This window comes from Undibacterium sp. Ji42W (assembly GCF_049340405.1).
GTDB lineage: Bacteria > Pseudomonadota > Gammaproteobacteria > Burkholderiales > Burkholderiaceae_D > Undibacterium.
Window position 1 is genome coordinate 470,144 of the sequence record NZ_JBMPOV010000001.1, and the last position, 25,088, is coordinate 495,231.

General features: G+C 50.3%; 24 protein-coding genes. 3 read left to right on the forward strand and 21 right to left on the reverse strand.

The window, feature by feature from the left end:
* Position 1 precedes the first annotated feature (1 nt).
* Genes ACO0LG_RS02250 through ACO0LG_RS02260 form a run of 3 tightly spaced genes read right to left on the reverse strand, consistent with a single transcriptional unit; the run spans position 2 to position 3,486 of the window.
* Positions 2-2,239, reverse strand: coding sequence for a RelA/SpoT family protein (locus tag ACO0LG_RS02250; protein ID WP_423022891.1), 2,238 nt, complete (start codon positions 2,237-2,239; stop codon positions 2-4).
* A gap of 5 nt (positions 2,240-2,244) precedes the next feature.
* The gene (locus ACO0LG_RS02255) at positions 2,245-2,595 is read right to left on the reverse strand and encodes a RidA family protein (RefSeq protein ID WP_423022893.1); all 351 of its coding nucleotides are present in this window, start codon (positions 2,593-2,595) and stop codon (positions 2,245-2,247) included.
* 21 nt (positions 2,596-2,616) lie between these two features.
* Positions 2,617-3,486 (reverse strand): alpha/beta fold hydrolase, encoded by an 870-nt coding sequence (locus ACO0LG_RS02260; RefSeq protein ID WP_423022895.1) that lies wholly within the window; start codon positions 3,484-3,486, stop codon positions 2,617-2,619.
* 358 nt (positions 3,487-3,844) lie between these two features.
* On the opposite strand from ACO0LG_RS02260, the gene ACO0LG_RS02265 reads away from it, so the two are divergent.
* On the forward strand, positions 3,845-4,369 hold the full coding sequence (locus ACO0LG_RS02265; protein ID WP_423022897.1) for a DUF3617 domain-containing protein: 525 nt from the start codon (positions 3,845-3,847) through the stop codon (positions 4,367-4,369).
* A gap of 89 nt (positions 4,370-4,458) precedes the next feature.
* On the opposite strand, the gene ACO0LG_RS02270 is transcribed toward ACO0LG_RS02265, so the two are convergent.
* Together ACO0LG_RS02270 and ACO0LG_RS02275 are read right to left on the reverse strand one after the other, a co-directional pair.
* Entirely contained in the window at positions 4,459-5,100 is a 642-nt protein-coding gene (locus tag ACO0LG_RS02270; protein ID WP_423022899.1) for a CoA transferase subunit B, read from the reverse strand.
* Positions 5,101-5,118: 18 nt separating this feature from the next.
* On the reverse strand, positions 5,119-5,820 hold the full coding sequence (locus tag ACO0LG_RS02275; protein ID WP_422950377.1) for a CoA transferase subunit A: 702 nt from the start codon (positions 5,818-5,820) through the stop codon (positions 5,119-5,121).
* A gap of 181 nt (positions 5,821-6,001) precedes the next feature.
* Between ACO0LG_RS02275 and ACO0LG_RS02280 the strand changes: the two genes are divergently transcribed.
* Positions 6,002-6,562, forward strand: a complete 561-nt coding sequence (locus ACO0LG_RS02280) for a LuxR C-terminal-related transcriptional regulator (RefSeq protein ID WP_423023282.1) — start codon at positions 6,002-6,004, stop codon at positions 6,560-6,562.
* Between the two features lie 97 nt (positions 6,563-6,659).
* On the opposite strand, the gene ACO0LG_RS02285 is transcribed toward ACO0LG_RS02280, so the two are convergent.
* Both ACO0LG_RS02285 and ACO0LG_RS02290 read right to left on the reverse strand, forming a co-directional pair.
* On the reverse strand, positions 6,660-7,121 hold the full coding sequence (locus ACO0LG_RS02285) for an acyl-CoA thioesterase (protein ID WP_423022902.1): 462 nt from the start codon (positions 7,119-7,121) through the stop codon (positions 6,660-6,662).
* Positions 7,118-7,894, reverse strand: coding sequence for an SDR family oxidoreductase (locus ACO0LG_RS02290; protein WP_162041802.1), 777 nt, complete (start codon positions 7,892-7,894; stop codon positions 7,118-7,120). Before ACO0LG_RS02290 ends, ACO0LG_RS02285 begins: the two co-directional genes overlap by 4 nt.
* A gap of 666 nt (positions 7,895-8,560) precedes the next feature.
* On the opposite strand from ACO0LG_RS02290, the gene ACO0LG_RS02295 reads away from it, so the two are divergent.
* Complete coding sequence (locus ACO0LG_RS02295) at positions 8,561-10,183, forward strand: electron transfer flavoprotein-ubiquinone oxidoreductase (RefSeq protein ID WP_423023284.1); 1,623 nt, start codon at positions 8,561-8,563, stop codon at positions 10,181-10,183.
* Positions 10,184-10,397: 214 nt separating this feature from the next.
* On the opposite strand, the gene ACO0LG_RS02300 is transcribed toward ACO0LG_RS02295, so the two are convergent.
* The 14 genes from ACO0LG_RS02300 to ACO0LG_RS02365 form a co-directional block, all read right to left on the reverse strand.
* Entirely contained in the window at positions 10,398-10,964 is a 567-nt protein-coding gene (locus ACO0LG_RS02300; RefSeq protein ID WP_423022904.1) for an NUDIX domain-containing protein, read from the reverse strand.
* Complete coding sequence (locus ACO0LG_RS02305; RefSeq protein ID WP_423022906.1) at positions 10,957-11,268, reverse strand: DUF2818 family protein; 312 nt, start codon at positions 11,266-11,268, stop codon at positions 10,957-10,959. The genes ACO0LG_RS02300 and ACO0LG_RS02305 overlap by 8 nt, the downstream gene beginning before the upstream one ends.
* Positions 11,269-11,279: 11 nt before the next feature.
* Positions 11,280-12,764, reverse strand: a complete 1,485-nt coding sequence (nuoN, locus tag ACO0LG_RS02310) for an NADH-quinone oxidoreductase subunit NuoN (protein ID WP_423022908.1) — start codon at positions 12,762-12,764, stop codon at positions 11,280-11,282.
* A 72-nt stretch (positions 12,765-12,836) separates the two neighbouring features.
* Positions 12,837-14,330: an NADH-quinone oxidoreductase subunit M gene (locus ACO0LG_RS02315; RefSeq protein ID WP_423023286.1), complete on the reverse strand. Its 1,494-nt coding sequence runs from the start codon at positions 14,328-14,330 to the stop codon at positions 12,837-12,839.
* Positions 14,331-14,356: 26 nt separating this feature from the next.
* Positions 14,357-16,444 (reverse strand): NADH-quinone oxidoreductase subunit L, encoded by a 2,088-nt coding sequence (nuoL, locus tag ACO0LG_RS02320; RefSeq protein WP_423022910.1) that lies wholly within the window; start codon positions 16,442-16,444, stop codon positions 14,357-14,359.
* 91 nt (positions 16,445-16,535) lie between these two features.
* Positions 16,536-16,850: an NADH-quinone oxidoreductase subunit NuoK gene (gene nuoK / locus ACO0LG_RS02325; RefSeq protein WP_162041807.1), complete on the reverse strand. Its 315-nt coding sequence runs from the start codon at positions 16,848-16,850 to the stop codon at positions 16,536-16,538.
* Positions 16,851-17,498: an NADH-quinone oxidoreductase subunit J gene (locus ACO0LG_RS02330; RefSeq protein ID WP_423022912.1), complete on the reverse strand. Its 648-nt coding sequence runs from the start codon at positions 17,496-17,498 to the stop codon at positions 16,851-16,853.
* A gap of 16 nt (positions 17,499-17,514) precedes the next feature.
* Entirely contained in the window at positions 17,515-18,003 is a 489-nt protein-coding gene (gene nuoI / locus ACO0LG_RS02335) for an NADH-quinone oxidoreductase subunit NuoI (RefSeq protein WP_423022914.1), read from the reverse strand.
* A 12-nt stretch (positions 18,004-18,015) separates the two neighbouring features.
* Entirely contained in the window at positions 18,016-19,080 is a 1,065-nt protein-coding gene (gene nuoH, locus ACO0LG_RS02340; protein ID WP_423022916.1) for an NADH-quinone oxidoreductase subunit NuoH, read from the reverse strand.
* A complete protein-coding gene (gene nuoG, locus ACO0LG_RS02345; protein ID WP_423022918.1) occupies positions 19,080-21,386 on the reverse strand; it encodes an NADH-quinone oxidoreductase subunit NuoG in 2,307 nt (768 codons plus the stop codon). The genes nuoH and nuoG overlap by 1 nt, the downstream gene beginning before the upstream one ends.
* A gap of 32 nt (positions 21,387-21,418) precedes the next feature.
* On the reverse strand, positions 21,419-22,714 hold the full coding sequence (gene nuoF / locus ACO0LG_RS02350; RefSeq protein WP_423022920.1) for an NADH-quinone oxidoreductase subunit NuoF: 1,296 nt from the start codon (positions 22,712-22,714) through the stop codon (positions 21,419-21,421).
* A complete protein-coding gene (gene nuoE / locus ACO0LG_RS02355) occupies positions 22,714-23,199 on the reverse strand; it encodes an NADH-quinone oxidoreductase subunit NuoE (protein ID WP_423022922.1) in 486 nt (161 codons plus the stop codon). Before nuoE ends, nuoF begins: the two co-directional genes overlap by 1 nt.
* Positions 23,200-23,236: 37 nt before the next feature.
* Positions 23,237-24,490 (reverse strand): NADH-quinone oxidoreductase subunit D, encoded by a 1,254-nt coding sequence (locus ACO0LG_RS02360; protein ID WP_162059349.1) that lies wholly within the window; start codon positions 24,488-24,490, stop codon positions 23,237-23,239.
* Positions 24,490-25,086, reverse strand: coding sequence for an NADH-quinone oxidoreductase subunit C (locus ACO0LG_RS02365; protein ID WP_423022924.1), 597 nt, complete (start codon positions 25,084-25,086; stop codon positions 24,490-24,492). The genes ACO0LG_RS02360 and ACO0LG_RS02365 overlap by 1 nt, the downstream gene beginning before the upstream one ends.
* Positions 25,087-25,088: the final 2 nt, after the last annotated feature.

The window sequence follows — 25,088 nt, forward strand, 5'->3', positions numbered from 1 at the left end:
TTCAGTTCCTGCGCACTTCCAGAACACCACTGACTTCATGCAACACATGCAGTGCCTTTTGTAGCTGCGTCGTACCGCCTATTTCCACAGTAAACGACATGCGTGCCTGGGATTTTGCACTCTGGGTATTGACGCCTATCACATTGATTTTTTCGCGGGAAAACACTTCAGAAATATCACGCAACAAACCCTGGCGGTCTTGCGCCAACACGAAAATATCAACCGGATAAACCGTGTCCCTGCCGTGATCACCCCAGGTGGTTTGTATCACCCGCTCCGGCGCCTTGTTGCGCATCTCGGCAAAATTCTTGCAAGTCAGGCGATGAATCGACACACCTTTGCCACGCGTGACAAAGCCAACGATATCATCCGGTGGTGCCGGTTTGCAGCAGCGTGCGAGTTGTGTCATCAAGCCTTCAGTGCCGACCACCAGCACACCGGATTTGGCCCCTTGTGTAACGCTGGACGCACGGCTTTTGTTGGTGAAGCTGAGTTCATCCGGCTCAACTTCTGTCACATTCTCACGCAAGACTGTTTCGATTTGCCTGAGACTGAATTCATCTTTACCAACTGACAAGAAAAGATCATTCACATCCGCAAAACCAAGTTTGCGTGCCAGCTCTTCAAGATTGACTGCAGTCTTGCCTTCGCGTTGCAAGGTCTTTTCAACCAGGGCGCGACCATTCGACAGGGTCTCTTCCTGATCAATGGCATTGAACCAGGCGCGGATTTTGGTACGCGTGCGGGTACTGGCAGAGTAATCTGGCGAGAGCCAGTCGCGCGAGGGCCCTGCCTGCGCTGAGCCCACTTTCAGTGTAATAATCTCTACCGTCTGGCCATTTTGCAAAGGCGTATTCAACGGTACCATGACATTATCAACCCGCGCGCCACGGCAGCGATGACCAACATCTGTGTGCAGGTGATAGGCAAAATCCACAGGAGTGGAATTGCAGGGCAATTCTATGACGCGGGCTTGTGGGGTCAGTACATAAATTCTGTCATCGAGGCTGGCGGCCTTGAGTTTTTCTACCCATTCGCGCTGCAATTCTTCTTGTTCGACGACCACGTCAGTGACATCGGTTTTCCAGGCCAGCAATTGCCTGAGCCAGGCAATTTTTTCGTCGTATTCTTGCGCTGAGAAATTTGACCCACCCGACTCTTTATAGCGCCAGTGCGCCGCTACGCCATACTCTGCAAACTGGTGCATTTCACGCGTACGAATCTGCACTTCCAGCGGCCTGCCATCCTCTACCACCACGACCGTATGCAATGATTTATAGCCATTCGGTTTGGGGCGGGAAATATAATCGTCAAACTCTTTGGGTATCGGTGTCCAGGCATTGTGAACCATGCCCAGAACAGTGTAACAATCCTTGATGTCATCGACAATGACACGGAAGGCACGCACGTCATACAACTCATCAAAGTTGACTGACTTGCCCTTCATTTTTTTCCAGATACTATAGATATGCTTGGGGCGCCCCGATACTTCGGCCTTGACGCCAGCTATCTGCAATTCCTTGTTCAGTCTTTCTATCGCATTGACGACAAAGCTTTCGCGTTCCAAACGCTTTTCTTCCAGCATCTTCGCAATACGCTTGTATTGTTGAGGCTCCAGGAAACGGAAAGACAGGTCTTCCAGTTCCCATTTGAGCTGCCAGACGCCTAGGCGGTTTGCCAGCGGCGCATACAAATCCATGGTTTCACTGGCATATTGCTGGGCTGCGCCATCTTCGCGCTTGCATTCAGCAAAATAACGCAAGGTAGTCACTCTGGAAGCAAGGCGTACCAGCACAACGCGCATATCGGTGGCCATGGCCAGCACCATCTTGCGCAGGGTTTCCATCTGGCTGGCGGCTTTTTCAGCAGCGTCTTTGCCACGCCCTACATCATGCTGCGTCAAAGCGGCTTCACGCAACTTCATCAGACGGCGTATGCCAGTGACCAGATCGGCGATTTCCTTGCCAAAGCGGATTTCTATCTGCTCTGCTGCAATCGGGTTCAGTTCTGGCAATTCAAACAGGATGGCAGCGATACGGGTATCAACATCGGTACGTAACATGGCCAGCGTCGCCACCACGCCGTTGATAAACTGCAGGGCATTTTGCTCTGTGATGACGCACTTGTTCGCGTACAAGGGGGTGACATATTCCAGCGCCGCGATGACGCGCTCTGCGTCAGCTTCTGACAAGCCTTCCAGCAAAGCCGCTTCTGTTGCTGTGGTCGAGATTGATACCATATGATTTATATCTGTGCTGCAGTGACAACGACTTCAATGAGCCAGTCAGGATTGGCCAGTTTAGCTTCTACCGTGGCACGCGGTGGTGTATTGCCTTGTGCAACCCAGGCGTCCCATACCTGGTTCATGCCAGCGATGAGACTGATGTCAGACAAAAATATCTGGCACCTAAGTATGTGCGATTTGTCGCTACCTGCTTCGGCCAGCAAACGGTCGATATGGGCCAGTACTTGCGCTGTTTGTCCCGCTATATCCTGGCTGGCATCATCAGGGATTTGCCCCGCCAAATACACAACTTTGTTAAAAATCGCGGTTTCAGACAAACGCGGACCAACGTGGAATCTTTGGATACTCATTTTTTGACTCTATTTTTTAACTTATTCTTGGTTCAATAAAAAATCAACAGCCACAGCTATCTGATCAGGCTGGACAAAAGTCGGTGCATGTCCGACACCGGCAAACTCCACCAACCTGGCGCGTGGCCCACGCTGCGTCATCGCCTGCGCTGATTCAGCAGTCAGTAAATCTGACTCTGCTCCGCGCACCAGCAAGGTCGGGCACTTTATCGCATCATACGCTGCCCACAGCATAGTCTGGGCAATTGCAGCAAGCTCTGGTGTGCTAGCCTTGATAGGCTGCGCCAGACCCAGGTCATAGTGCCGCACCCATTGCCCTTGTTCATTTTGACGCAAAACATCCCGCGCCAGCTTTTCCCACTGAGCCGGGCTATGCGGACCGAATGAAATCGAGATCGCCTTTATATAGGCTTGCGCTTCTTCGAAGCTGTCAAAGCGCACATCCTGGCCTATGTAATCACCTATCCTGGCCAGTGCATCCGGATTAAGCACCGGGCCGACATCATTCAAGATCATTTTTTTGATGGGGTTGTCAGGCAGGCTCGCAAGACTCATGCCTATCAAACCACCCATGGAGGTGCCAAACCAGTGCACGGTTTCTGCATCCAGCCGGGCCAGCAAGTTGACCATATCGCTGACATATTGCGGTATCTGGTAATGCATGGGATTGCGCAATCGGCCCGAATAGCCACGTCCGACCACATCAGGGCACACTACGCGGTATTCGTGACACAAGGCGACGGCCAAAGAATCAAAGTCTTCAGCCACCCGCGTCACGCCGTGGAGACAGATCAAGACCTTGGGATTGAGCGGGTCACCCCACTCTTTATATGACATGGCGTGCAAGCCCGAAGGCGAGATACATTGCACTGATTTGCGTCTGGCCTGCATGGTTTATCCTCGTGAACAGTATTTTTACATTTTTTATGACGACATTTTACCGTTCGTTGGGCTTAAAATCATTGTTAACTGCATAAATGCTTGTTTTTTAGGCAAAATAGTTTAGGCAAAAGCGTCTCAGCGCCTATGAGCAAACTGTACGGATGTCTTAGCAAAAGACCGCCAATAGAGGCAATATCTGCGGGATTGGTTGGAAATAAACATACCAGCATTGCCAGCCATTTCACTATTGAGCTGATACTAAACATTTATGCAACGCGACTAGAATGCGACAGACGTCTTACTTTATGCTTTCGTCCCAATTTTTTCAGATGTATAGTGCCATTACACCATCAAACCGGGAGCTCCCATGCATGTTTTTGTACGTCTGGCTGGCGTGTCAGCCATCCTTTTAACGACTGGCACTTGTCTTGCTGCAGACAGAATGAAACCCGGCCTGTGGGAAATGTCCATGAAGTCAGATGCCATAAAAGCCATGCCCAAGATTCCGCCAGAACAACTGGAGAAGATGAAGCAGATGGGCATCAAAATCCCTGACATGCAAAATGGCGGGATGACGCATAAGGTTTGCCTCACCAAGGAAATGGTGGAGCAGGACAAGCCACCTTCAGGTGGCCGCGACCAACAATGCCAGAGTAAAAACTTCACTCGTTCCGGCAGTAGTTATTCAGGAGAAGTTGTCTGTGACATGCCTGAAATGAAGGGGAATGGCACGATCAAAGGTAGTTACACGCCCGATAGCATGACTTCCATCTATGATTTCAAAGGCGTGTCTCACGGACAGCCCATTTCACAACACATGGAAACAACCGGCAAGTTCATAGGCAGTGACTGCGGCGATGTTAAACCGCCGCCTATGCCACAAAAAAAATAAACCGTGCTGGCACCGCCAGGAAAACAAAAAAGCCGATGTTGACAACATCGGCTTTTGCATCAAAGACTATGCCTCATCAATCCAGCAACTCAAGCAACAGCACTGACATCCAGTGTCGCCTCTGTCTTGGCGATGATTTCTTCCTTGCTGACGCCCGTCGCCAGTTCCACCAGCTTCAAGCCAGCCGGAGTGACGTCTATGACGCCAAGATCAGTGATGATGCGGTTCACCACTGCCACGCCAGTCAAAGGCAAGTTGCAAGTCTTCAGGATTTTATGGGCATCACCCTTGGCTACATGCTCCATCAAGACGACGACACGGCCTACACCTGCCACCAGATCCATGGCACCACCCATACCCTTGACCATCTTGCCAGGGATCATCCAGTTGGCCAGATCGCCATGCTCGCTGACTTGCATCGCACCCAGGATAGCGAGGTTGATCTTGCCGCCGCGTATCATGGCGAAAGAGTCAGCAGAGCTGAATATTGATGAGCCAGGCAAAGTCGTTACTGTTTGCTTGCCGGCGTTGATCATATCGGGATCAACTTCTTCTTCAGTCGGGAAAGGGCCTATGCCCAGCAAACCGTTTTCAGACTGCAACCAGACTTCCATACCTTGCGGCACATGGTTTGCCACCATGGTCGGCAGGCCTATGCCCAGATTGACGTAAAAGCCGTCTTGCAATTCTTGTGCTGCGCGCGCAGCCATTTCATCACGATTCCATGCCATGTCTTGTCTCCTGCTATCTTAATTCGATGGGCGTACGGTACGCTGTTCTATACGTTTTTCTGGATTGGCATTGACGACGATACGCTGCACGAAAATACCTGGTGTGTGAACTTCATCCGGGTCCAGCTCACCAATTTCTACCAGCACCTCAACCTCGACCACGGTGATTTTGCCAGCCATCGCTACATTGGGATTGAAGTTGCGCGCGGTCTTGCGATACACCAGGTTACCAGCCTTGTCGGCTTTCCAGGCTTTGACCAGCGAGACATCAGAGACCAGTGCACGCTCCATCACATATTTTTGGCCATCGAATTCACGGATTTCCTTACCGTCTGCAACAATGGTACCGACGCCAGTTTTGGTAAAAAAAGCCGGGATACCGGCACCGCCAGCGCGCAGTTTTTCTGCCAGCGTACCTTGTGGCGTGAATTCCAGCTCCAGTTCGCCAGCCAGGTATTGGCGCTCGAACTCTTTGTTTTCACCCACGTAGGATGAAATCATTTTCTTGATCTGACGGGTCGTCAGCAACTGGCCCAGGCCAAAGCCATCTACACCAGCGTTATTTGAAATGGCGGTCAATTCCTTGACACCGGAATCGCGCAAGGCAGCGATCAGTGCCTCAGGTATGCCGCACAGACCAAAACCGCCTACGGCGATAGTCTGGCCGTCCTTGATAATGCCAGCCAGAGCACTGGCTGCGTCAGGATAAACTTTGTCCATATTGTCCCCTCTCCAGGTTGTAAATCGATCTTTCTTTTGTCAAATGGCCGCATGCAACATACTTCCAACACACTACCAACAGCCACGCAAATCATTAGTCTTACAGGATATGATGCTGCGTTATACTGCGCAATACCGTAAAAATACGCCCTTACCAGAAACCTGTCAGTGGACCGCAGAAATGAATGCCGCACCGCCCATCGATTTTGAATCCATATTTCAACATGCACCTGTCGGTATGTGCGTGTCGCAAAACCGTATTATCCAGGCTTGCAATGATGATCTGGCTAAAATGTTTGGCTATCAAAAAGATGAATTGCCGGGCCAGTCATTCCTGGTACTTTACCCCAGTCCGGACGAATTTGAGCGTACCGGTGCCAGGATCACGCCCATCATGAATGCCAAGGGCTATTATTCTGATGAGCGCATCATGAAGCGCGCCAACCAGGAGCTGTTTTGGTGTCACGTCTCAGGCCGCGGTCTGAACAAAGACAACCCTCATGCTGCAGGCATCTGGACTTTTGAAGACCTCAGTGCAAAGCGCTCTGTCACAGCCGAATTAACGCCAAGGGAACGCGAAATTGCTGCACTACTGGTAGAGGGCAAGACAAGCAAACTGATTGCCCGCCAGATAGACCTCAGCCCCAGAACAGTGGAAATGCACAGGGCCAAACTCATGCGCAAATTTAATTCAGCCACATCCAGTGAACTGGTGCACAAGTTGCTGGGCATCATGCGCTGAGCGCCTTAATAAACTCAAATACAGAGCTAGCTCAAATACAGGGACGGGCCTGACCCGCCTCTTTCATCCATCTACATGATACATAACTCAAGACAATTCAGATCTTCGCGGTCCTGGATTGACGTTTTGCGGCCTTGATTTCGCTGAGTTTTTGTTTGATGGCGTCAGGCAAGGCCTCGGATTTACCCGTCTCGGCAGATACCCACACAACTTTGGCCCCACCCTCGGCATACAGGGCATAACCATCGCCGACTGAACGCATTTCCTGGATTGTTTCAAAACTGCTGCGGCCTGCCGCACCAATATAGGTACACACCTCCACCTGTCCCGGATATTTCAGGGGCTTCTTGAAGGTGCAATAGGCATTGACGATCACCGGGCCATTACCCGCCTCATCCGGCAGGCAACCCATCATGCTCAGCCACTCAATACGCGCCTGCTCCATATAACGGAAGTACACGGTATTGTTGACATGGCCCATGGCATCCATATCACCCCACCGGATAGGAATGGTGACGGTATAGACCAGTTTCTTTTCCGTGGCCTTGCTCTCTATCATTGCACGCTCATACCGTCATCGGCAGTAACGATGGCACCATTCAAGAAACGGGATTCTTCCGCCGCCAGCAAGAGCAGCAAGCCATCCAGATCTTCTGGTGTACCCACACGTTTTCTTGGTAGCATATCGACCAGTTTCTGACCTGCATCGGTAGAAAAATAGTCTGAATTGATTTCAGTCGAAATATAGCCTGGGCAAATCGCATTCACATTAATACCGTACTTGCCCCACTCTACTGCCATGGCCTTGGTCATGTGCACCACGGCAGCTTTGCTCATGCAGTAAATGCCTATTTGCGGCAATACGCGCAGACCGGCTACCGAAGCGATATTGATAATGCGATGTTGTTTTTTAGGATCCCCCTTGTGGCGGGCTATCATGCGTTTGGCCGCTTCTTGCGCCACGAAAAAGGCACCACGCTGATTGGTATCCATGACGTAAGCATAATCGTCCGGCGTCACATCCACCAGGCGTTGCGTGGTTGATACACCCGAATTATTGATCAGGATATCGATAGGTCCAGCCTCTGTCTCGGCATGGGCAATCGCGGACTTGATGCTGCCGTAATCCGTGACATCCAGAGCAACCACATGGGCGGCGCCACCTTCAGATTCGATTTCGGCACGCAACTCCTTGAGTCTGTCTATACGGCGTGAGGCCAGCACGACCTGTGCACCAGCCTGTGCCAGGATTTTGGCAAATCGCGCGCCAAGACCACTGGAAGCACCTGTTACCAACGCAATCTTGCCTTCGAAATTGACTTCTATGCCCATCTGATTCTCCACTAATAATTTGAATAAGCTTACTAGAACTCATTTCATAAATAGGGCCGGTGCGAACATGACGATGTGGGATGCAGTGCAAGGCGTGGCCTGCAGCTAAGGCTCCTGCCTTGGCAAAGGGCACAACGCTACAATGCGCCCAAGTCGTCAGTTCCCGGAGGGTTTGCCTCATAACGCGTGCTGGACTGCGTTGGACTCGTTGACAATAGGTTAATTTATTGACTGTTTCGTCCGCTTCGCACATCGTATACAGGTGTGCTGCGGCATGCTGCACGAAACCCCTGCGTTACCCTTGCCAGCCTTCGTTATGAGGCAAATGCATCTCATCCTATTTATGAAATGAGTTCTACTCTATCACCCGCTATGATGACATACTGATTATGCTTGTGTTGTATGGATTTGAATTACTTGAGAATTTTTACAGAAATTTTCCTGCCATTTCACATGATCTTGATGCGCACCAAAGTTGGCTCTGCGATAATTCTGAGTATTTTGTACTTCCACAACAATAAAAATTCGAGTACACCCTCGCTTGCAGAATATATACACAGCAGATAACATGCTGACAGCAAATAAGCACGCTCGTTCGAAAATCTTCAGAAAGTGAAAATAGCCATGACACAAAGCATACTTGAGCAGTACGGCCCACGCGACGCGATGGAATATGACGTCGTTGTCGTCGGTGGCGGACCCGCTGGCCTGTCAGCAGCCATCAAGATCAAGCAACTGGCCGCAGAAAAAGGCACGGAAGTCTCAGTCTGTGTACTCGAAAAAGGTGGTGAACCTGGTGCCCATATCCTGTCTGGCGCCGTCATGGACCCAAAGGCCCTGACTGAACTCTTTCCCAACTGGAAGGAAATGGGCGCACCGCTGAACACCGAAGTCACCGAAGACCGCGTCCTGGTCCTGACCGAGACAAAAGCCTACCGCACACCTAACTGGATGCTGCCAGCCTGTTTCGAGAATCATGGCAACTATATTGTCTCGCTGGCCAATGTGACGCGCTGGCTGGGCCAGCAGGCCGAAGCGCTGGGCGTAGAGGTATTCCCAGGCTTTGCTGCAGCAGAAGTCTTGTATAACGAAGATGGTTCCGTCAGAGGTGTTGCGACTGGAAACATGGGTGTAGATCGCCATGGCCAGCCGACGCCTTCTTTCCAGCTCGGTATGGAACTGCATGCGAAATACACCTTGTTTGCCGAAGGCGCGCGCGGCCATCTGGGCAAGCAAGTGATTGCCAAATACGATTTGAGCAAAGGTAAAGACCCGCAATCCTATGGCATAGGCATCAAGGAATTGTGGGAAATCGATCCCAAGCAGCATAAGCCTGGCCTGGTGGTGCACACAACCGGCTGGCCATTGATGGACCAGTACAGCGGTTCTTTCCTGTATCACCTGGAAGACAATCTGGTGGCAGTTGGCTATGTTGTTGGCCTCGCATATGAAAACCCTTACTTGTCCCCTTACGAAGAATTCCAGCGCTTCAAGACCCACCCTTCTATCCGTACTTTCTTTGAAGGCGGCAAGCGTATTTCTTATGGCGCACGGGCGATTACTGCCGGTGGCTTGCAATCGCTGCCCAAATTGGTGTTCCCTGGTGGTGCGTTGATAGGTTGTGATGCTGGCTTCCTGAACATGAGCCGCATCAAGGGTAGCCACGCTGCAATCAAGACCGGCATGCTGGCTGCAACAGCGGCCTTTGAAGCAGTATCAGCCAATCGTCAGCATGATGAACTAAGCAGCTATTCAACTGCGTTTGAACAATCCTGGCTACACGAAGAGTTGTACACTGCCCGCAATGTCAAACCTTTGCTCAAGCGCGGGACTTATGGTTCACCGCTGGTGTGGCTGGACCAGGTGCTATTGCGCGGCAAGGCACCATGGACGCTGCATCACAGTAAGGCTGACCATGAATGCCTGCGCCCTGCTTCTGAATGCAAGCCTATCGTTTATCCCAAACCGGATGGCAAGTTGACCTTTGATCGTCTGTCGTCAGTGTTTATCTCGAATACCAATCATGCCGAAGACCAGCCGATCCATCTGACCTTGAAAAACGCAGACGTACCGGTGTCTATCAACCTGGCCAAATTCGCAGGCCCGGAAGCGCGCTATTGCCCGGCTGGTGTGTACGAGTTCGTAAAAACTGAAGAAGGTGCAGACCGACTGCAAATCAATGCACAAAACTGCGTGCATTGCAAAACCTGCGATATCAAAGATCCGACACAGAATATCGTCTGGGTGACGCCTGAAGGTGGGGGAGGACCCAATTATCCAAACATGTAGTCGAAGGCCTGAGTAAGCTACTGCGCAACGCAATTTTGAGCCTGCGATGCTCGCCGTACGTTCGTACGACTGCACTTCTTAACTCAGACTTGCGTTGCTCGCTACGCTTACTCAGACCTTCTTGACAATGCTGCTTGAAATGAAGTTCTAATGCGAAAAGCCGCTGATCAGCGGCTTTTTCGTTTTTAAAACTTTTTGCAATTCCGACCCGCAATCACCACTTACCCGCCAGGATTTTCTCCAGCCAGAATGTGCCTATGACAGTTTTTACGTCGGTGATCTGGCCGGACTTGATCCAGTCCAGCATCTCTGGCAGCGTGGCGGTGAATACTTCAAGAAATTCTTCTTCATCGAGAGCTGCCTGCCCTGCTGTCAGGCCTTTGGCCAGGTAGATGTCCAGGTGTTCATCGGAATACGCGATGGCATTATGTATGGTGCAGACGAAAGACCAGTCGCTGGCGGTGTAACCGGTTTCTTCGCGCAACTCGCGCTGGGCACAGAGCAAGGGGTCTTCACCTTCATCTATTTTGCCAGCCGGGAATTCAATGAAGACCTCATGCAAGGGATAGCGGAACTGCTTTTCCAGCAAGACGCGGCCATCATCAAACAAGGGGATGATAACCACGGCTCCAGGGTGACGTATGTATTCGCGCGTGGCAGTCTGCCCGTCAGGCAAGGACACGACATCTTTATCGACTTTAAGGAAGCTGCCCTCATACACCAGCTCGCTGCTGATCTTGTTTTCTTGCAGATCAAGTTTACTGGTGATTTTTTCAGCCATGATTCCGCTTCAGATAGCGATACACAAATCCGGGGAACGCCAAAACCAAAAACAGGCAGGCATTGATGGCATAAAATTCCCAATCCTGCGGGAAACGGTTGCCTGCGGCGGACTCAAGAACAAAGGCAATTCCACCAACGCAAAAATACAGCAAGATGAGTTCAAACAAACGGAACCACAGAGGCTTGGGATTTGAAAAACGCTGCGTTGCGACAACAGCAAAGCAGCGCTCATTCAAGAAAGGCAGGTTGGCAGCCAGAACTGCCAATACAATGATCAACCAGGTCGATGCAGAATTACCCACTGCTGGCCGTATCAGTATTTAAGTGTATTGGAGATGGCATTGACGCAGGCTGTCATCAGGGAACCTGGCAAGATACCCAGAATCACGACCATCAGACCATTCACGCTCAAGACCATGCGCATGTCAGCACTGGCGACGATAGGGCTATGGTCCAGCGGATCATCAAAATACATGAGTTTGACGATACGCAGGTAGTAGAAAGTCCCTATCAACGAAAACAATACGGCAACGATAGCGAGCCACAATTTGCCGGTAGATAAAACAGCCTGCAAGACAGACAACTTGGCATAGAAGCCCATCATAGGTGGAATACCAGCCAGCGAGAACATCAGCAACAGCATGATCAGGGCAAACCATGGATTGCGCTTATTCAAGCCTTTCAGGTCGTCCAGATTTTCTGCTTCAAAACCGGAGCGTGCCAGCAGCATGATGACACCAAAGGTACCCAGCGTCGTCAATACATAGGTGATGCTGTAGAACATGGAAGAGCTGTAGGCATCTACTGCCAGGTCAGAATTACCATTTGCCACACCGGACAACATGCCCAGCAGCATGAAGCCCATTTGTGAAATGGTGGAATAAGCCAGCATACGCTTCAAGTTGGTTTGCGCAATCGCCGTCAGATTACCTATCGCCATGGACAAGACCGCCAGCACCACCAGCATCTGCTGCCAATCAACAGCCAGCGGGAACAGCCCCTCTACCAGCAAACGGAAGGTGATTGCAAATGCCGCCAGTTTAGGTGCGCCGCCCAACAGCAAAGTCACCGCAGTTGGCGCGCCCTGATACACGTCAGGTACCCACATATGGAAAGGGACCACACCGAGTTTGAATGCCAGACCAGCAACCAGGAAAACAATGCCGAATACCAGGATAGTTTTATTCGCTGTTGCAGTCGCAGTGACTTTAACGACTTCATTCAATTGCAAAGAGCCAGTTGCACCGTACAACATGGAAATACCGTACAGCATGAAACCGGAAGCCAGTGCACCGAGGATGAAATACTTCATCGCCGCTTCAGTAGAAACTGTGTGGTCACGACGTAGGGCAACCAGAGCATACAACGACAGGGACATCAATTCCAGGCCCAGGTAAATCACAAGGAAGTTATTACCGGAAATCATCACCATCTGACCCAGCAAGGCAAACAGGGCAAGTACATAGTACTCACCGCCAAGATGGGTATTGGTCATGGCGCGGTCGCTGACGTATTGACGAGAATAGATCAGTGTGACACCTACAGCGATATAAGAAAACAGCTTCAGCAGTACGGCCATGGGGTCAGAAACGAACATATTGTTACTGACGTATTCCGACTTCACCGGATCAGCGAATGCCACTGTCAAGACACCACAGATCGTCAATGCCAGTATGCTGAGCGCATAAGTTACATTGCGTTTGCTGTCCGGCAAAAACATATCAGTCAGCAAGATGCCGCAAATCGCCAGCAGCAAAAAGATTTCAGGGTAAAGTGGTATCAGGTTCATATTATTCATTTTTACTAGCATTGATCTGCTGCCACGACGGTCTGATGCAGGCAGTCGTGACTTGCGTATCCAAATTCCCGGTTAAGGTATCAGCTTAGGGACTGCCACATGTCGCAACAGATCAGCTACTGACACCTGCATTGCATCTGTAAATGGTGCTGGATACAAACCCATCACCAATACTGCTATTGCCAAGACACCCAGCATGAAGAATTCACGTTTGTTCAAATCGCTCAGGTGGGCCACATGTTCATTCGTGATATTGCCAAACACGACGCGCTTGACCATCCACAAAGAGTAAGCTGCACCAAAAATCAGCGCCGTTGCTGCCAGCATGCCGATCCAGAAATTAAACTGCACCGCACCCAGGATCACCATGAACTCACCAACGAAACCGGAAGTTGCCGGCAAGCCGCAGTTAGCCATGGAGAACAGCACGAACAAGGCAGCAAATTTAGGCATGGTGTTAACTACGCCACCGTAGTCCGCAATTTCGCGGGAGTGTACACGGTCATACAAGACACCGATACACAGGAACATCGCGCCAGAGATAAACCCGTGAGAAATCATTTGTACTATGGCGCCCTGCACTGACATGTCATTGAACATGAAGAAGCCCAGAGTCACGAAGCCCATATGCGCAATCGAAGAATACGCCACCAGCTTTTTCATATCTTTTTGCACCAGTGCCACCAGACCAATATAAATCACGGCGATCAGTGACAGCGTGATCATGAAACCTGCCATGTAATGGCTGGCGTCAGGAGCGATAGGCAAAGAGAAGCGCAGGAAGCCATAAGCACCCAGTTTCAGCATGATGGCAGCCAATACGACAGAACCACCAGTAGGCGCTTCTACGTGGGCATCCGGCAACCACGTATGTACTGGCCACATTGGCACCTTGACAGCAAATGCCATCAGGAAGGCGCAGAAAATCATGATCTGGGTAGTCAGCGGCAAAGGCAGTTTATGCCATACAAGGATGTCAAATGAATGACCGGCTTTCAGGTACAGATAAATGATGGCCAGCAACGTCAGCAAAGAACCCATCAAAGTGTACAGGAAGAACTTGAACGCCGCATACACGCGGTTCGGGCCACCCCAGACACCGACGATGATATACATAGGGATCAGCGTCGCTTCAAAGAAGACATAGAACAACATGCCGTCAGTCGCGCAAAACACACCTATCATCAAGCCTGACAAAATCAGGAAGGCACCCATGTATTGGGAGACTTGTTTTTCTATGACTTCCCAGGCGGCGATGACCACGATCACGGTGATGAAGGCTGTCAAAGGTATCAGCCACAAAGAGATGCCGTCTATACCCAATGCATAGAACACATTGAAGCGTTCTATCCAGCTGTGTTTTTCAACAAACTGCATGCCATGCGCAGTATTGTCAAAAAGTTTGATCAAAGGCAGCGTGACAATAAAACTGCAAATCGAACCGATCAGCGCAACACCGCGCACCAGCGCAGGATTGTTATCGCGACCAAAGGCCAGTATGAAGATACCGAAGGCTATCGGTAACCAGATCGAAAGGCTAAGTAGAGTAGAAGTTGACTGCATAATAATTATCTTTTTATAGCCGTGGTCACTTATTTAGCAAAGGGAAACAGCACTGTATAAGCCAGGAAACCCATCACGCCGAGTATCATCACAAATGCATAGTGATAGATATAACCACTCTGCAAATGACGTATCAGTTTGGAGACCCAGCCAACCAATTTGGCGCTGCCGTTAACTACCAGGCCATCGATGAGGCCTTTGTCACCAATGTTCCACAAACCGCCACCGAGTACACGTGCGCCACCGGCAAACACGATTTCGTTAAAACGGTCCATGTAGTATTTATTCTCAAGCAAGGTGTACAGCGGGTTAACTGCCTTCTTGATCGCCGCTGGAATTTCCGGTTTGACCATATAGAACACATAAGCTGTCACCACGCCTGCGAGCGCCAGCCAGAATGGTGGCGTCATGAAGGAATGCAAACCCATCGCACCAGCGCCGTGGAATTCGTGGTGCAGTTCCTCCATGGCATGATGTGCTCCATTGACAAAAATCACGTTCTTGAAGAAACCGCCAAACAACATCGGTTCAATTGCAATCGCACCGATAAACAGCGAAGGAATCGCCAGCAGAACCAAAGGCAACCAGACAACTAACGGTGACTCATGCGGTTTTTGACCAGGCGCCAGACCATGGTGGTGATCGTCATGATGATCATCGGCAGCGTGGTGATCATCTTTGTGTGCATCCTTATGTGCATCTTTATGGTCATCGTGATGATCATGTGCATGCGCCTTGCCAAAATTTTCCTTGCCGTGAAAGACCAGGAAATACATACGGAAGGAATAGAATGCTGTCACAAACACACCTGCGAGCACAGCAAACTGGGCAAAACCGGCACCAGGCAAATGGCTGGCCTGCACTGCTTCGATAATACTGTCCTTGGAATAGAAACCAGACAGAAATGGTGTCCCTATCAATGCCAGCGAACCAGCCAGAGATGTCAGCCATGTAATCGGCATGTACTTCCTCAAACCACCCATGTTGCGGATATCCTGATCATGATGCATACCGATAATGACGGAACCGGCACCCAGGAACAAAAGCGCTTTAAAGAAAGCATGCGTCATCAGATGGAATACCGCAACCGAGTAAGCAGAAGCACCCAGTGCCACTGTCATATAACCCAGTTGTGACAGCGTGGAATAAGCTACCACGCGTTTAATGTCGTTCTGGATGATGCCCATGAAACCCATGAACAGTGCAGTAATCGCACCGATCACCAGGATGAAGGACAAGGCAGTGTCAGACAATTCAAACAATGGTGACATGCGTGACACCATGAAGATACCAGCGGTAACCATGGTCGCCGCATGGATCAGTGCAGAAATCGGAGTCGGGCCTTCCATGGAATCTGGCAACCAGACATGCAGGGGGAACTGCGCCGATTTACCCATCGCACCAATGAACAGGCAGATACAGGCAACAGTAATCAGCATCCAGTCTGTATGTGGCAACAACATGGCTGCCAGTTCATTTTTCTTGGCGAATACTTCAACATAGTTCATGGAACCGGTATTGGCGACCAGCAAGCCTATGCCCAGGATAAAACCAAAGTCACCGACACGGTTAACCAAAAAGGCTTTCATGTTGGCGTAGATGGCTGTTGGTTTGGTGTACCAGAAACCAATGAGCAAATAAGATACCAGGCCCACAGCTTCCCAGCCAAAGAACAATTGCAGGAAGTTGTTACTCATCACCAGCATCAGCATGGCGAAGGTGAACAAGGAGATATACGAGAAGAAGCGGTTATAGCCCTCGTCTTCTGCCATATAGCCAATTGTGTAGATATGCACCATCAGCGACACAAAAGTCACGACGCACATCATCATGGCTGTCAGGCTATCTACCATGAAGCCGACTTCCAGCTTCATGTTACCAACCTTCATCCATTGATACAGGGTCTCGTTATATGTTGCGCCATCCAACACGGCAGACAAGGTCATGCAAGAGATGATCAATGCAATCAACACACCGAGTATGGTGACTGTATGCGATACCTTGCGGCCAACGACGTTGCCAAAAAACTTCGTTCCTAGCAGACCTGCAATAGCAGACCCGACCAGGGGCGCCAGTGGTACTGCCAATAATAATTGTGGGTTAAGTTGCCCCGCCATGATGACCCTTTGTTAGCTTTATTACTTTTCTAAATCGCCAGCGTATATACCGGACTGCCGCAGCAGGCGACAATCCGCACCATTAACCTGATTAACCTTTTAATGCATCCAGATCTTCGACATTGATGGTGTCCAGATTACGGAACAAGACCACCAGGATCGCCAGACCTATCGCTGACTCAGCAGCAGCAACGGTAAGGATGAAGAACACAAATACCTGCCCTGCTGCATCACCCAGATAATGGGAGAATGCGATGAAATTGATATTCACTGCCAGCAGCATCAATTCAATCGCCATCAGCAAGACGATGATGTTTTTACGGTTGAGGAAAATACCGACGATGGAAATCGCAAACAGGATTGCGCCCAAAATCAGGTAGTGCGTCAAACTTAAAGTCAAAGCCATTTAAGCCTCCGGATTCACAGTAGCTGCCGCAGCAGTGGCATTATTCTCGGCGCGTTCGGATTCAGCTTTCATGCTGACGATACGGATACGGTCCTTGGCTTTTACTTTGACCGCAGCAGCAGGGTCAAAATACTTGCTGTCTTTACGGCGACGCAAAGTCAAAGCAACCGCAGCAACGATAGCCAGCAACAGAATGGCCGCTGCAACCTCAAAAGCAAACTGGTAATGCGTGAAAATCTCTATACCCAGGTATTTGGTATTGCCTATCTTGTCAACCGCTGCCGGTACGTGATTATCCGGACGCAAAAAGCCGCGCAACAACACTGCCGACATTTCCAGAACGATGATGACACCAACCGCCGCAGCCAATGGAAAATGGCTCCAAAAACCTTCTCTCAATTTGTCGAGATTGATGTCCAGCATCATCACCACAAACAGGAACAGCACCATGACCGCGCCGACATACACCAGCACTAACACGATGGCCAGGAACTCGGCCTTCAACAGCATCCAGATACCTGCTGCATTGAAGAAAGTCAGGACCAGAAACAAGGCGGCATGCACAGGGTTGCGTGCAGAAATCACCTGGATCGCAGCGACTATCATGATCGCTGCGAAAACATAAAATAAAACGGTAGTAAATTCCATATCGAACCAGGTCCAGTTAGCGGTATGTGGCATCAGCGACGCGCGCTGCTGCAATTTGTGGCTCGTAACGATCACCTACAGCCAGCAACATCTCTTTGGTGAAATACAGATCGCCGCGTTTTTCACCGTGATATTCCAGCACATGCGTTTCCACGATGGAATCGACCGGGCAAGATTCTTCACAAAAACCGCAGAAAATGCATTTGGTCAGGTCAATGTCATAGCGGGTAGTACGGCGGCTACCATCAGCACGTTGTTCAGACTCGATCGTGATTGCCATTGCAGGACACACTGCTTCACACAATTTACAGGCGATGCAACGCTCTTCCCCATTCGGGTAGCGGCGCAAGGCATGCAGACCGCGGAAACGTGGCGACTGCGGTGTTTTTTCCTCGGGAAATTGCACCGTAATCTTGCGGGCAAACATATAGCGGCCTGTCAGGGCCAGGCCCTTGATCAGTTCGCGCAGCATCAGGCTGCCAAAAAAATCCTTGATTGCTTCCATTTTTTTAGCCTCTTACTTCCAAATATTCCATGGAGTTTGCATCCATGCTGCGACGATGACCAGGTACACCAGAGTCAGCGGGATAAATACCTTCCAGCCCAGACGCATGATCTGGTCATAGCGATAGCGTGGGAAAGATGCGCGTGCCCAGATAAACATGGAAACCACAACAAAAGTCTTGATACCGAGCCAGATCCAGCCAGGAATGAAATCCAGGAAGCTGAACGGTGCAGACCAGCCGCCGAGGAACATCAAGGATGCCATGGCAGAGATCAAAATCATATTGGCGTATTCAGCCAGGAAGAACATGGCGAAAGACATACCAGAGTACTCAACCATGTGACCGGCAACAATCTCGGATTCACCCTCAACTACGTCAAACGGATGACGATTGGTCTCAGCAATACCGGAAATCACATACACCACGAACATGGGCAACAGCGGCAACCAGTTCCATGAGAACAGGTTGAAACCATAGCTGGCGGCAAAACCTTTAGTCTGGGCGTTGACGATAGCGGTCATGTTCAGGCTGCCGGACACCATCAACACGATAACTAGTACGAAGCCCATGGCGATTTCATACGAGACCATCTGTGCAGAAGCTCGCATGGCCCCAAGGAAAGCATACTTGGAGTTGGATGCCCAACCGGCGATGATGATGCCGTAGACTTCCATCGAAGTGATCGCCATGATCAGCAACAAGCCTGCATTGACGTTCGCCAGCACAGTTTCAGGACCGAAAGGAATCACCGACCAGGCTGCCAGCGCCGGCATGATGGTCATGATCGGTGCCAGTACGAACAAGATTTTGTTTGCTTTTGCCGGAATGATGATTTCTTTGAGCAGCAGCTTCAGCGCGTCAGCAATAGGTTGCAGTAAACCTGCAGGGCCTACGCGGTTTGGGCCAAGACGGATGTGCATCCAGCCTATCATCTTGCGTTCCCACAAGGTCAGGTAGGCGACGCATCCCATGACCGGCAAAGTGATGCAGACGATCTTGAGCAGTGTCCACAAAGGCATCCAAAAGGTGCCCAGGTAGTGCTGACCAAATTCATGAATAGAGAGCAGCAAATTCATTATGCACGCTCCAGTTTAATCGCGCCGAACATCCCGTCCAGATTACTTGTCAGGCTGTGACCTGCAGCAATCCTGACTACGTTCTCAGGCAGAGATTGATCGATTCCGACAGGGATCAGGGTAGAACCTGTTTTGCTCAGCCTGACCATGTCACCTTCGGCGATGCCGAGCTTGCTGGCGTCAGCAGAGCTGATCCATGCTTGCGGTGCACGCGCATCGGCTGTCAGTTGCAGGGATTCTGCACGGCGTACGATAGCGTCTGTGCTGTAAATACCAACGTCAGCAATACGCTCCATGCCAGCAGCAGCATTGGCAGGAACTATCGGAGCCAGTTTAGCCAGATTATTCAATTGCGATGTCAAGTCAGTTTGCGTCAAGACTGTTGCGCGCACTGCTTCTGCTGTCTCGAAATCAAAGTTATCCAGGCCCAGCAAATTACCAAGTACACGCAAGACTTTCCATGCAGGACGGGTATCACCCAGAGGCTTGACCACACCGTGGAAACTTTGTGCACGGCCTTCGCAGTTCACAAAAGTACCAGATGTTTCTGTGTATGGAGAAATTGGCAGCAAGACGTCAGCATATTCAGCACCATGCTTGAACGGCGACATGACGACGACCATTTCAGCATTATCCAAAGCGGCTTTGGCTTGTACCGGATGTGCGCTGTCCAGCAAAGGCTCGGCGTGCAAAACGATGTAAGCTTTTTTGGCTTCAGTGAATACTGGCTTGGCATTATTGGCAGGAATGGCATTTGCCAGGTAACCGCCAACTGTGTTTGCTGCTTCTGTCAGGTAACCAAATTCTGTACCTGCATTTTCAGAGATCCATTGTGCCAGCGCATGCAATTGCGATGCTTCTGGATGGTAAGAGGCAGTGTTACCGAGGAATACGCCCGCATTTCCAGCCAACAGGCTGGCCGCAATTGCTTCCGCTTTGGCAGACGCCTGCACAGCCTCGAAACCAGCTGGTTTGGCAATTTCTTTTTTAGCTGCGATAGCAACGGCAACTTCAGACAGGAAGGCTGTCCACAGCGAAGGTGCTACGATTGCATTGTTTGCCAGCTTGATGAGCAGTTCATCATTCGTCGCATGCAATATGCTGAGTTTGGCACCCATTTTTACTGACTGACGCAAACGGGCTGCCAGCAAAGGATGGTCTTTACGCAGGAAGGAGCCGATAACAAAAACGTTTTTCAACTGACCAAACCTGGCGATGCTGGTACCCAGCCAAGGCTTGACGGAAGAATTCAAAGCAAAGTCAGACTGACGCAAGCGGAAGTCAATATTGTCAGAACCCATACCACGTACAACGCGTTGCAACAGTGTTAGTTCTTCCAGCGTGGAACTAGGTGCAGCAACAGCGGCGATAGCATCAGCACCATGTTCATGCTTGACGTTACGCAAACCGTGCGCGACATATTCGAGTGCTGTCTGCCAGTCAGTTTCCTGCCATTCACCGCCCTGCTTGATCATAGGCCTGGTCAGGCGTTCTGTGCTGTTCAATGCTTCGTAAGAGAAACGGTCTTTATCAGAAATCCAGCATTCATTGATTTCTTCGTTTTCCAGTGGAACTACACGCAAGACCTTGTTGTTCTTGACCTGAACAATCAGGTTGGAACCGAGGCCATCATGGGCGCTCACCGATTTACGGCGCGACAATTCCCAGGTACGGGCAGAATAGCGGAAAGGCTTGGATGTCAGTGCGCCTACCGGGCACAGATCGATCATGTTACCGGATAATTCAGAGTCAACCGTTTTGCCAACGAAGGAAGTAATTTCAGAATGTTCGCCACGGTTGAGCATGCCCAATTCCATGACGCCAGCGATTTCCTGGCCAAAACGAACGCAGCGCGTGCAGTGTATGCAACGGCTCATTTCTTCCATGGAGACCAGAGGACCTACGTCCTTGTGAAATACCACCCGCTTTTCTTCATCGTAGCGGGATGCCGTGCCACCATAACCAACGGCCAGATCCTGCAATTGACATTCGCCGCCCTGATCACAGATAGGACAATCCAGCGGGTGATTGATGAGCAAAAATTCCATCACTGCTTTTTGTGCTTTTACTGCCTTGTCGCTGGAAGAACGGACAATCATGCCCGGCGTGACAGGAGTCGCGCAGGCAGGCAAAGGCTTCGGTGCTTTTTCAACCTCGACCAGACACATGCGGCAATTGGCCGCAATAGATAATTTTTTGTGATAGCAAAAGTGCGGGATGTAGGTGCCAAGCTTATTGGCAGCGTCCATCACCATACTGCCCTCTTGGACTTCGACTTTTTTGCCGTCTATTTCGATTTCAACCATGGTCTACTCTAAGTGTGCTAACCGAAGCTGGCTTACATGTAAGTGGGCACCAAGCAATGCTTATGCTCGATGTGATATTCAAATTCTTCGCGGAAATTCTTGATCATTGCGCGTACTGGCATCGCCGCTGCATCACCGAGGGCGCAAATAGTCTTGCCCTGGATATTGTCAGCGATGGAGTTCAACATATCCAGATCATCTGGACGACCATGACCATGCTCAATTCTGTGTACCATGCGATACAACCAGCCCGTACCTTCACGGCAAGGTGTGCACTGGCCGCAGGATTCTTCAAAATAGAAATAAGACAGGCGCAACAATGATTTCACCATGCAGCGTGTTTCATCCATGACGATAACGGCGCCAGAACCCAGCATGGAACCGGCCTTGGCAATGGAGTCATAGTCCATGTCGGTCGCCATCATCACATCACCAGTCAATACCGGCATGGATGAGCCACCAGGAATAACTGCCTTGATCTTTTTACCGTCACGCATGCCACCAGCCAACTCCAGCAAGGTGGCAAATGGTGTACCCATAGGCACTTCATAATTGCCTGGCTTTGCTACGTCACCAGACATGGAGAAAATCTTGGTGCCGCCATTATTTGGCTTGCCCAGCGCAGCGTATTTCTCACCACCCATGGCAAACACGAAAGGCACAGCAGCGAAAGTCTCGGTGTTATTGATCGTGGTTGGCTTGCCATACAAACCGAAGCTGGCAGGGAAAGGTGGCTTGAAGCGTGGCTGCCCTTTCTTGCCTTCCAGCGATTCCAGCAAGGCTGTTTCTTCGCCGCAGATGTACGCGCCGTAGCCGTGGAATGCATGCAACTGGAAGTTGAATTCAGAACCAGCAATCTTGTCGCCCAGCATATTGGCTGCACGAGCTTCATCCAGCGCTTCTTCGAATCGGTCGTAGTCAGCAAAGATTTCGCCGTGAATGTAATTGTAACCAACCGTAATGCCCATGGCGTAAGCGCCTATGGCCATGCCTTCAATCAGCGCATGCGGGTTATAACGGATGATGTCACGGTCCTTGAATGTACCCGGCTCACCCTCATCTGTGTTACAGACCAGGTATTTTTGACCAGGGAATTGACGCGGCATGAAGCTCCACTTCAAACCGGTAGGAAAACCCGCACCACCGCGGCCACGCAAGGAAGAAGCCTTCAACTCAACAATGACTTGCTCAGGAGGGATTTTTTCATTCAGGATGCGCTTCAAAGATTCATAGCCACCGCGAGCTACGTAATCTTGCAGATGCCAGTTTTTGCCATCCAGGCCAGCCAGTATCAAAGGCTTAATATGGCGATTATGCAGACTCGTCATTATTTAACCTCTTTCAATTCATTGACCAGACCGTCAATTTTGTCATTCGACATAAAGCTGCACATGCGTTTGTTATTGACCAGCATGACAGGCGCATCACCGCAGGCACCCATGCATTCACCCTCAACCAGAGTGAACTGGCCATCGGCCGTAGTTTCCCTGTAATCGATACCGAGTTTTTGCTTCAGGTGATGTGCTGCACGCTCACCACCAGACAAGGCGCAGGGCAGATTGGTACAGACCGAAATCTTGAACTTACCCACTGGTTTGGTGTTGTACATATTGTAGAAAGTCGCGACCTCCTGCACTGCTACTGCCGGCATGCCGATGTAGTCAGCCAGTACCTGCATGACTTCCGGGGATACCCAGCCAGTTTCATCCTGGGCGATAGCCAATGCGGCCATCACAGCGGACTGGCGCTGGTCAGCCGGGAACTTTGCAAGTTCGCGATCAATTTTTTTAAATGCCTGCTCTGATAACACCATAGCTAATGCCTCGATTCGACGCCCTCAGGACGCCGCTTTATCTGTCAATCTCACCAAACACAATATCCTGAGTACCGATGATCGTTACCGCATCAGCAATCATGTGACCTTTTGCCATTTCATCCAAACCCTGCAAATGCGCGAAACCTGGCGCACGGATTTTCAGACGATAAGGCTTGTTAGCACCATCGGACATCAAGTAAATACCAAACTCGCCTTTAGGATGCTCAACTGCGGCATAGGCTTCACCAGCAGGAACATGGAAACCTTCTGTGAACAATTTGAAGTGATGGATGAGTTCTTCCATATTCGACTTCATGTTCACGCGATGAGGTGGCGCAACCTTGTGATTATCAGTAATCACCGGACCCTGGTTATTTCTCAGCCACTCTACGCATTGTTTGATGATGCGGTTGGACTGGCGCATTTCTTCCACACGCACCAGGTAACGGTCATAGCTGTCGCCATTGACGCCTACTGGAATATCAAAATCCAGCAAGTCATACACTTCGTACGGTTGCTTCTTGCGCAAATCCCATTCAATACCAGAACCACGCAACATAGGACCACTAAAACCCATGGCCATGGCGCGCTCAGGAGACACCACACCAATACCAACCAGACGCTGCTTCCAGATACGGTTATCAGTCAACAGTGTTTCGTATTCGTCGACGTATTTCGGGAAGCGGTTAGTGAAGTCTTCAATGAAATCCAGCAGGGAACCCTGGCGATTTTCATTCAACAACTTCATCGCTTTTTCATTCTTCAAGGCCGATACTGTGAATTGCGGCATTTGATCCGGCAAATCACGATACACGCCACCTGGGCGATAGTAAGCCGCATGCAAACGTGCACCTGAGACTGCTTCGTAGCAATCCATCAGATCTTCACGCTCACGGAATGCGTACAGGAACACCGCCATCGCACCGACGTCGAGCGCATGCGCGCCTATCCATAGCAAGTGATTCAACAGGCGCGTGATTTCATCAAACATGACGCGGATATACTGCGCACGCAAAGGCACTTCCAGACCCAGCATTTTTTCTATGGCCATGACATAGGCATGTTCATTGGCCATCATGGATACATAGTCCAGTCTATCCATGTAAGGCACGGATTGCAGGAAAGTTTTTTGCTCAGCCAGTTTTTCAGTCGCGCGATGCAAGAGACCAATGTGCGGATCGGCACGTTGTATCACTTCACCATCCAGCTCCAGCACCAGGCGCAACACACCGTGCGCAGCAGGATGCTGAGGACCAAAGTTCAGGGTGTAATTCTTAATCTCAGCCATTATTTCATCCCGTAATTTTCTTCACGAATTACACGCGGCACATTTTCGCGTGGTTCTATCGTGACAGGCTGGTAAACGACGCGCTTTTGATCTGCGTCATAACGCATTTCAACATAACCGGAAACTGGAAAATCCTTACGGAATGGATGACCGATGAAACCATAGTCAGTCAAAATACGACGCAAATCATTGTGACCATCAAACAGGATACCCAACAGATCGAACGCTTCGCGCTCATACCAGTTGGCCGCATTCCAGATATCTATCAATGAAGGAACGACTGGCATTTCATCATCCGGCGCAAACACGCGCACACGCAAACGCCAGTTATGTTTAATCGACAGCAAATGCGAAACAGCGGCAAAACGCGCGCCCTCCCACAAGCCATCGCCATAAGCAGAGTAATCAACGCCACAAAGGTCGATTAATTCTTCAAAACTGGTTTCTGCATGATCGCGCAAAGTGCGCATGACATCCAGATAAGCAGTTACAGAAACCACGATAGTGATTTCACCCAGCGCATTCTTCAAATCAAGAATGCGCTCACCCAGGACATTTTTTACTGCTGCCTCAAGGTTTTCCAGTTTGGTAGTCATAA

Coding starts and splice junctions, on each gene's coding strand:
- ACO0LG_RS02250 (WP_423022891.1), bottom strand. CDS start 2,239: ATGGTATCAATCTCGACCACAGCAACAGAAGCGGCTTTGCTGGAAGGC.
- ACO0LG_RS02255 (WP_423022893.1), bottom strand. CDS start 2,595: ATGAGTATCCAAAGATTCCACGTTGGTCCGCGTTTGTCTGAAACCGCG.
- ACO0LG_RS02260 (WP_423022895.1), bottom strand. CDS start 3,486: ATGCAGGCCAGACGCAAATCAGTGCAATGTATCTCGCCTTCGGGCTTG.
- ACO0LG_RS02265 (WP_423022897.1), top strand. CDS start 3,845: ATGCATGTTTTTGTACGTCTGGCTGGCGTGTCAGCCATCCTTTTAACG.
- ACO0LG_RS02270 (WP_423022899.1), bottom strand. CDS start 5,100: ATGGCATGGAATCGTGATGAAATGGCTGCGCGCGCAGCACAAGAATTG.
- ACO0LG_RS02275 (WP_422950377.1), bottom strand. CDS start 5,820: ATGGACAAAGTTTATCCTGACGCAGCCAGTGCTCTGGCTGGCATTATC.
- ACO0LG_RS02280 (WP_423023282.1), top strand. CDS start 6,002: ATGAATGCCGCACCGCCCATCGATTTTGAATCCATATTTCAACATGCA.
- ACO0LG_RS02285 (WP_423022902.1), bottom strand. CDS start 7,121: ATGATAGAGAGCAAGGCCACGGAAAAGAAACTGGTCTATACCGTCACC.
- ACO0LG_RS02290 (WP_162041802.1), bottom strand. CDS start 7,894: ATGGGCATAGAAGTCAATTTCGAAGGCAAGATTGCGTTGGTAACAGGT.
- ACO0LG_RS02295 (WP_423023284.1), top strand. CDS start 8,561: ATGGAATATGACGTCGTTGTCGTCGGTGGCGGACCCGCTGGCCTGTCA.
- ACO0LG_RS02300 (WP_423022904.1), bottom strand. CDS start 10,964: ATGGCTGAAAAAATCACCAGTAAACTTGATCTGCAAGAAAACAAGATC.
- nuoN (WP_423022908.1), bottom strand. CDS start 12,764: ATGAATAATATGAACCTGATACCACTTTACCCTGAAATCTTTTTGCTG.
- nuoL (WP_423022910.1), bottom strand. CDS start 16,444: ATGGCGGGGCAACTTAACCCACAATTATTATTGGCAGTACCACTGGCG.
- nuoK (WP_162041807.1), bottom strand. CDS start 16,850: ATGGCTTTGACTTTAAGTTTGACGCACTACCTGATTTTGGGCGCAATC.
- ACO0LG_RS02330 (WP_423022912.1), bottom strand. CDS start 17,498: ATGGAATTTACTACCGTTTTATTTTATGTTTTCGCAGCGATCATGATA.
- nuoI (WP_423022914.1), bottom strand. CDS start 18,003: ATGGAAGCAATCAAGGATTTTTTTGGCAGCCTGATGCTGCGCGAACTG.
- nuoH (WP_423022916.1), bottom strand. CDS start 19,080: ATGAATTTGCTGCTCTCTATTCATGAATTTGGTCAGCACTACCTGGGC.
- nuoG (WP_423022918.1), bottom strand. CDS start 21,386: ATGGTTGAAATCGAAATAGACGGCAAAAAAGTCGAAGTCCAAGAGGGC.
- nuoF (WP_423022920.1), bottom strand. CDS start 22,714: ATGACGAGTCTGCATAATCGCCATATTAAGCCTTTGATACTGGCTGGC.
- nuoE (WP_423022922.1), bottom strand. CDS start 23,199: ATGGTGTTATCAGAGCAGGCATTTAAAAAAATTGATCGCGAACTTGCA.
- ACO0LG_RS02360 (WP_162059349.1), bottom strand. CDS start 24,490: ATGGCTGAGATTAAGAATTACACCCTGAACTTTGGTCCTCAGCATCCT.
- ACO0LG_RS02365 (WP_423022924.1), bottom strand. CDS start 25,086: ATGACTACCAAACTGGAAAACCTTGAGGCAGCAGTAAAAAATGTCCTG.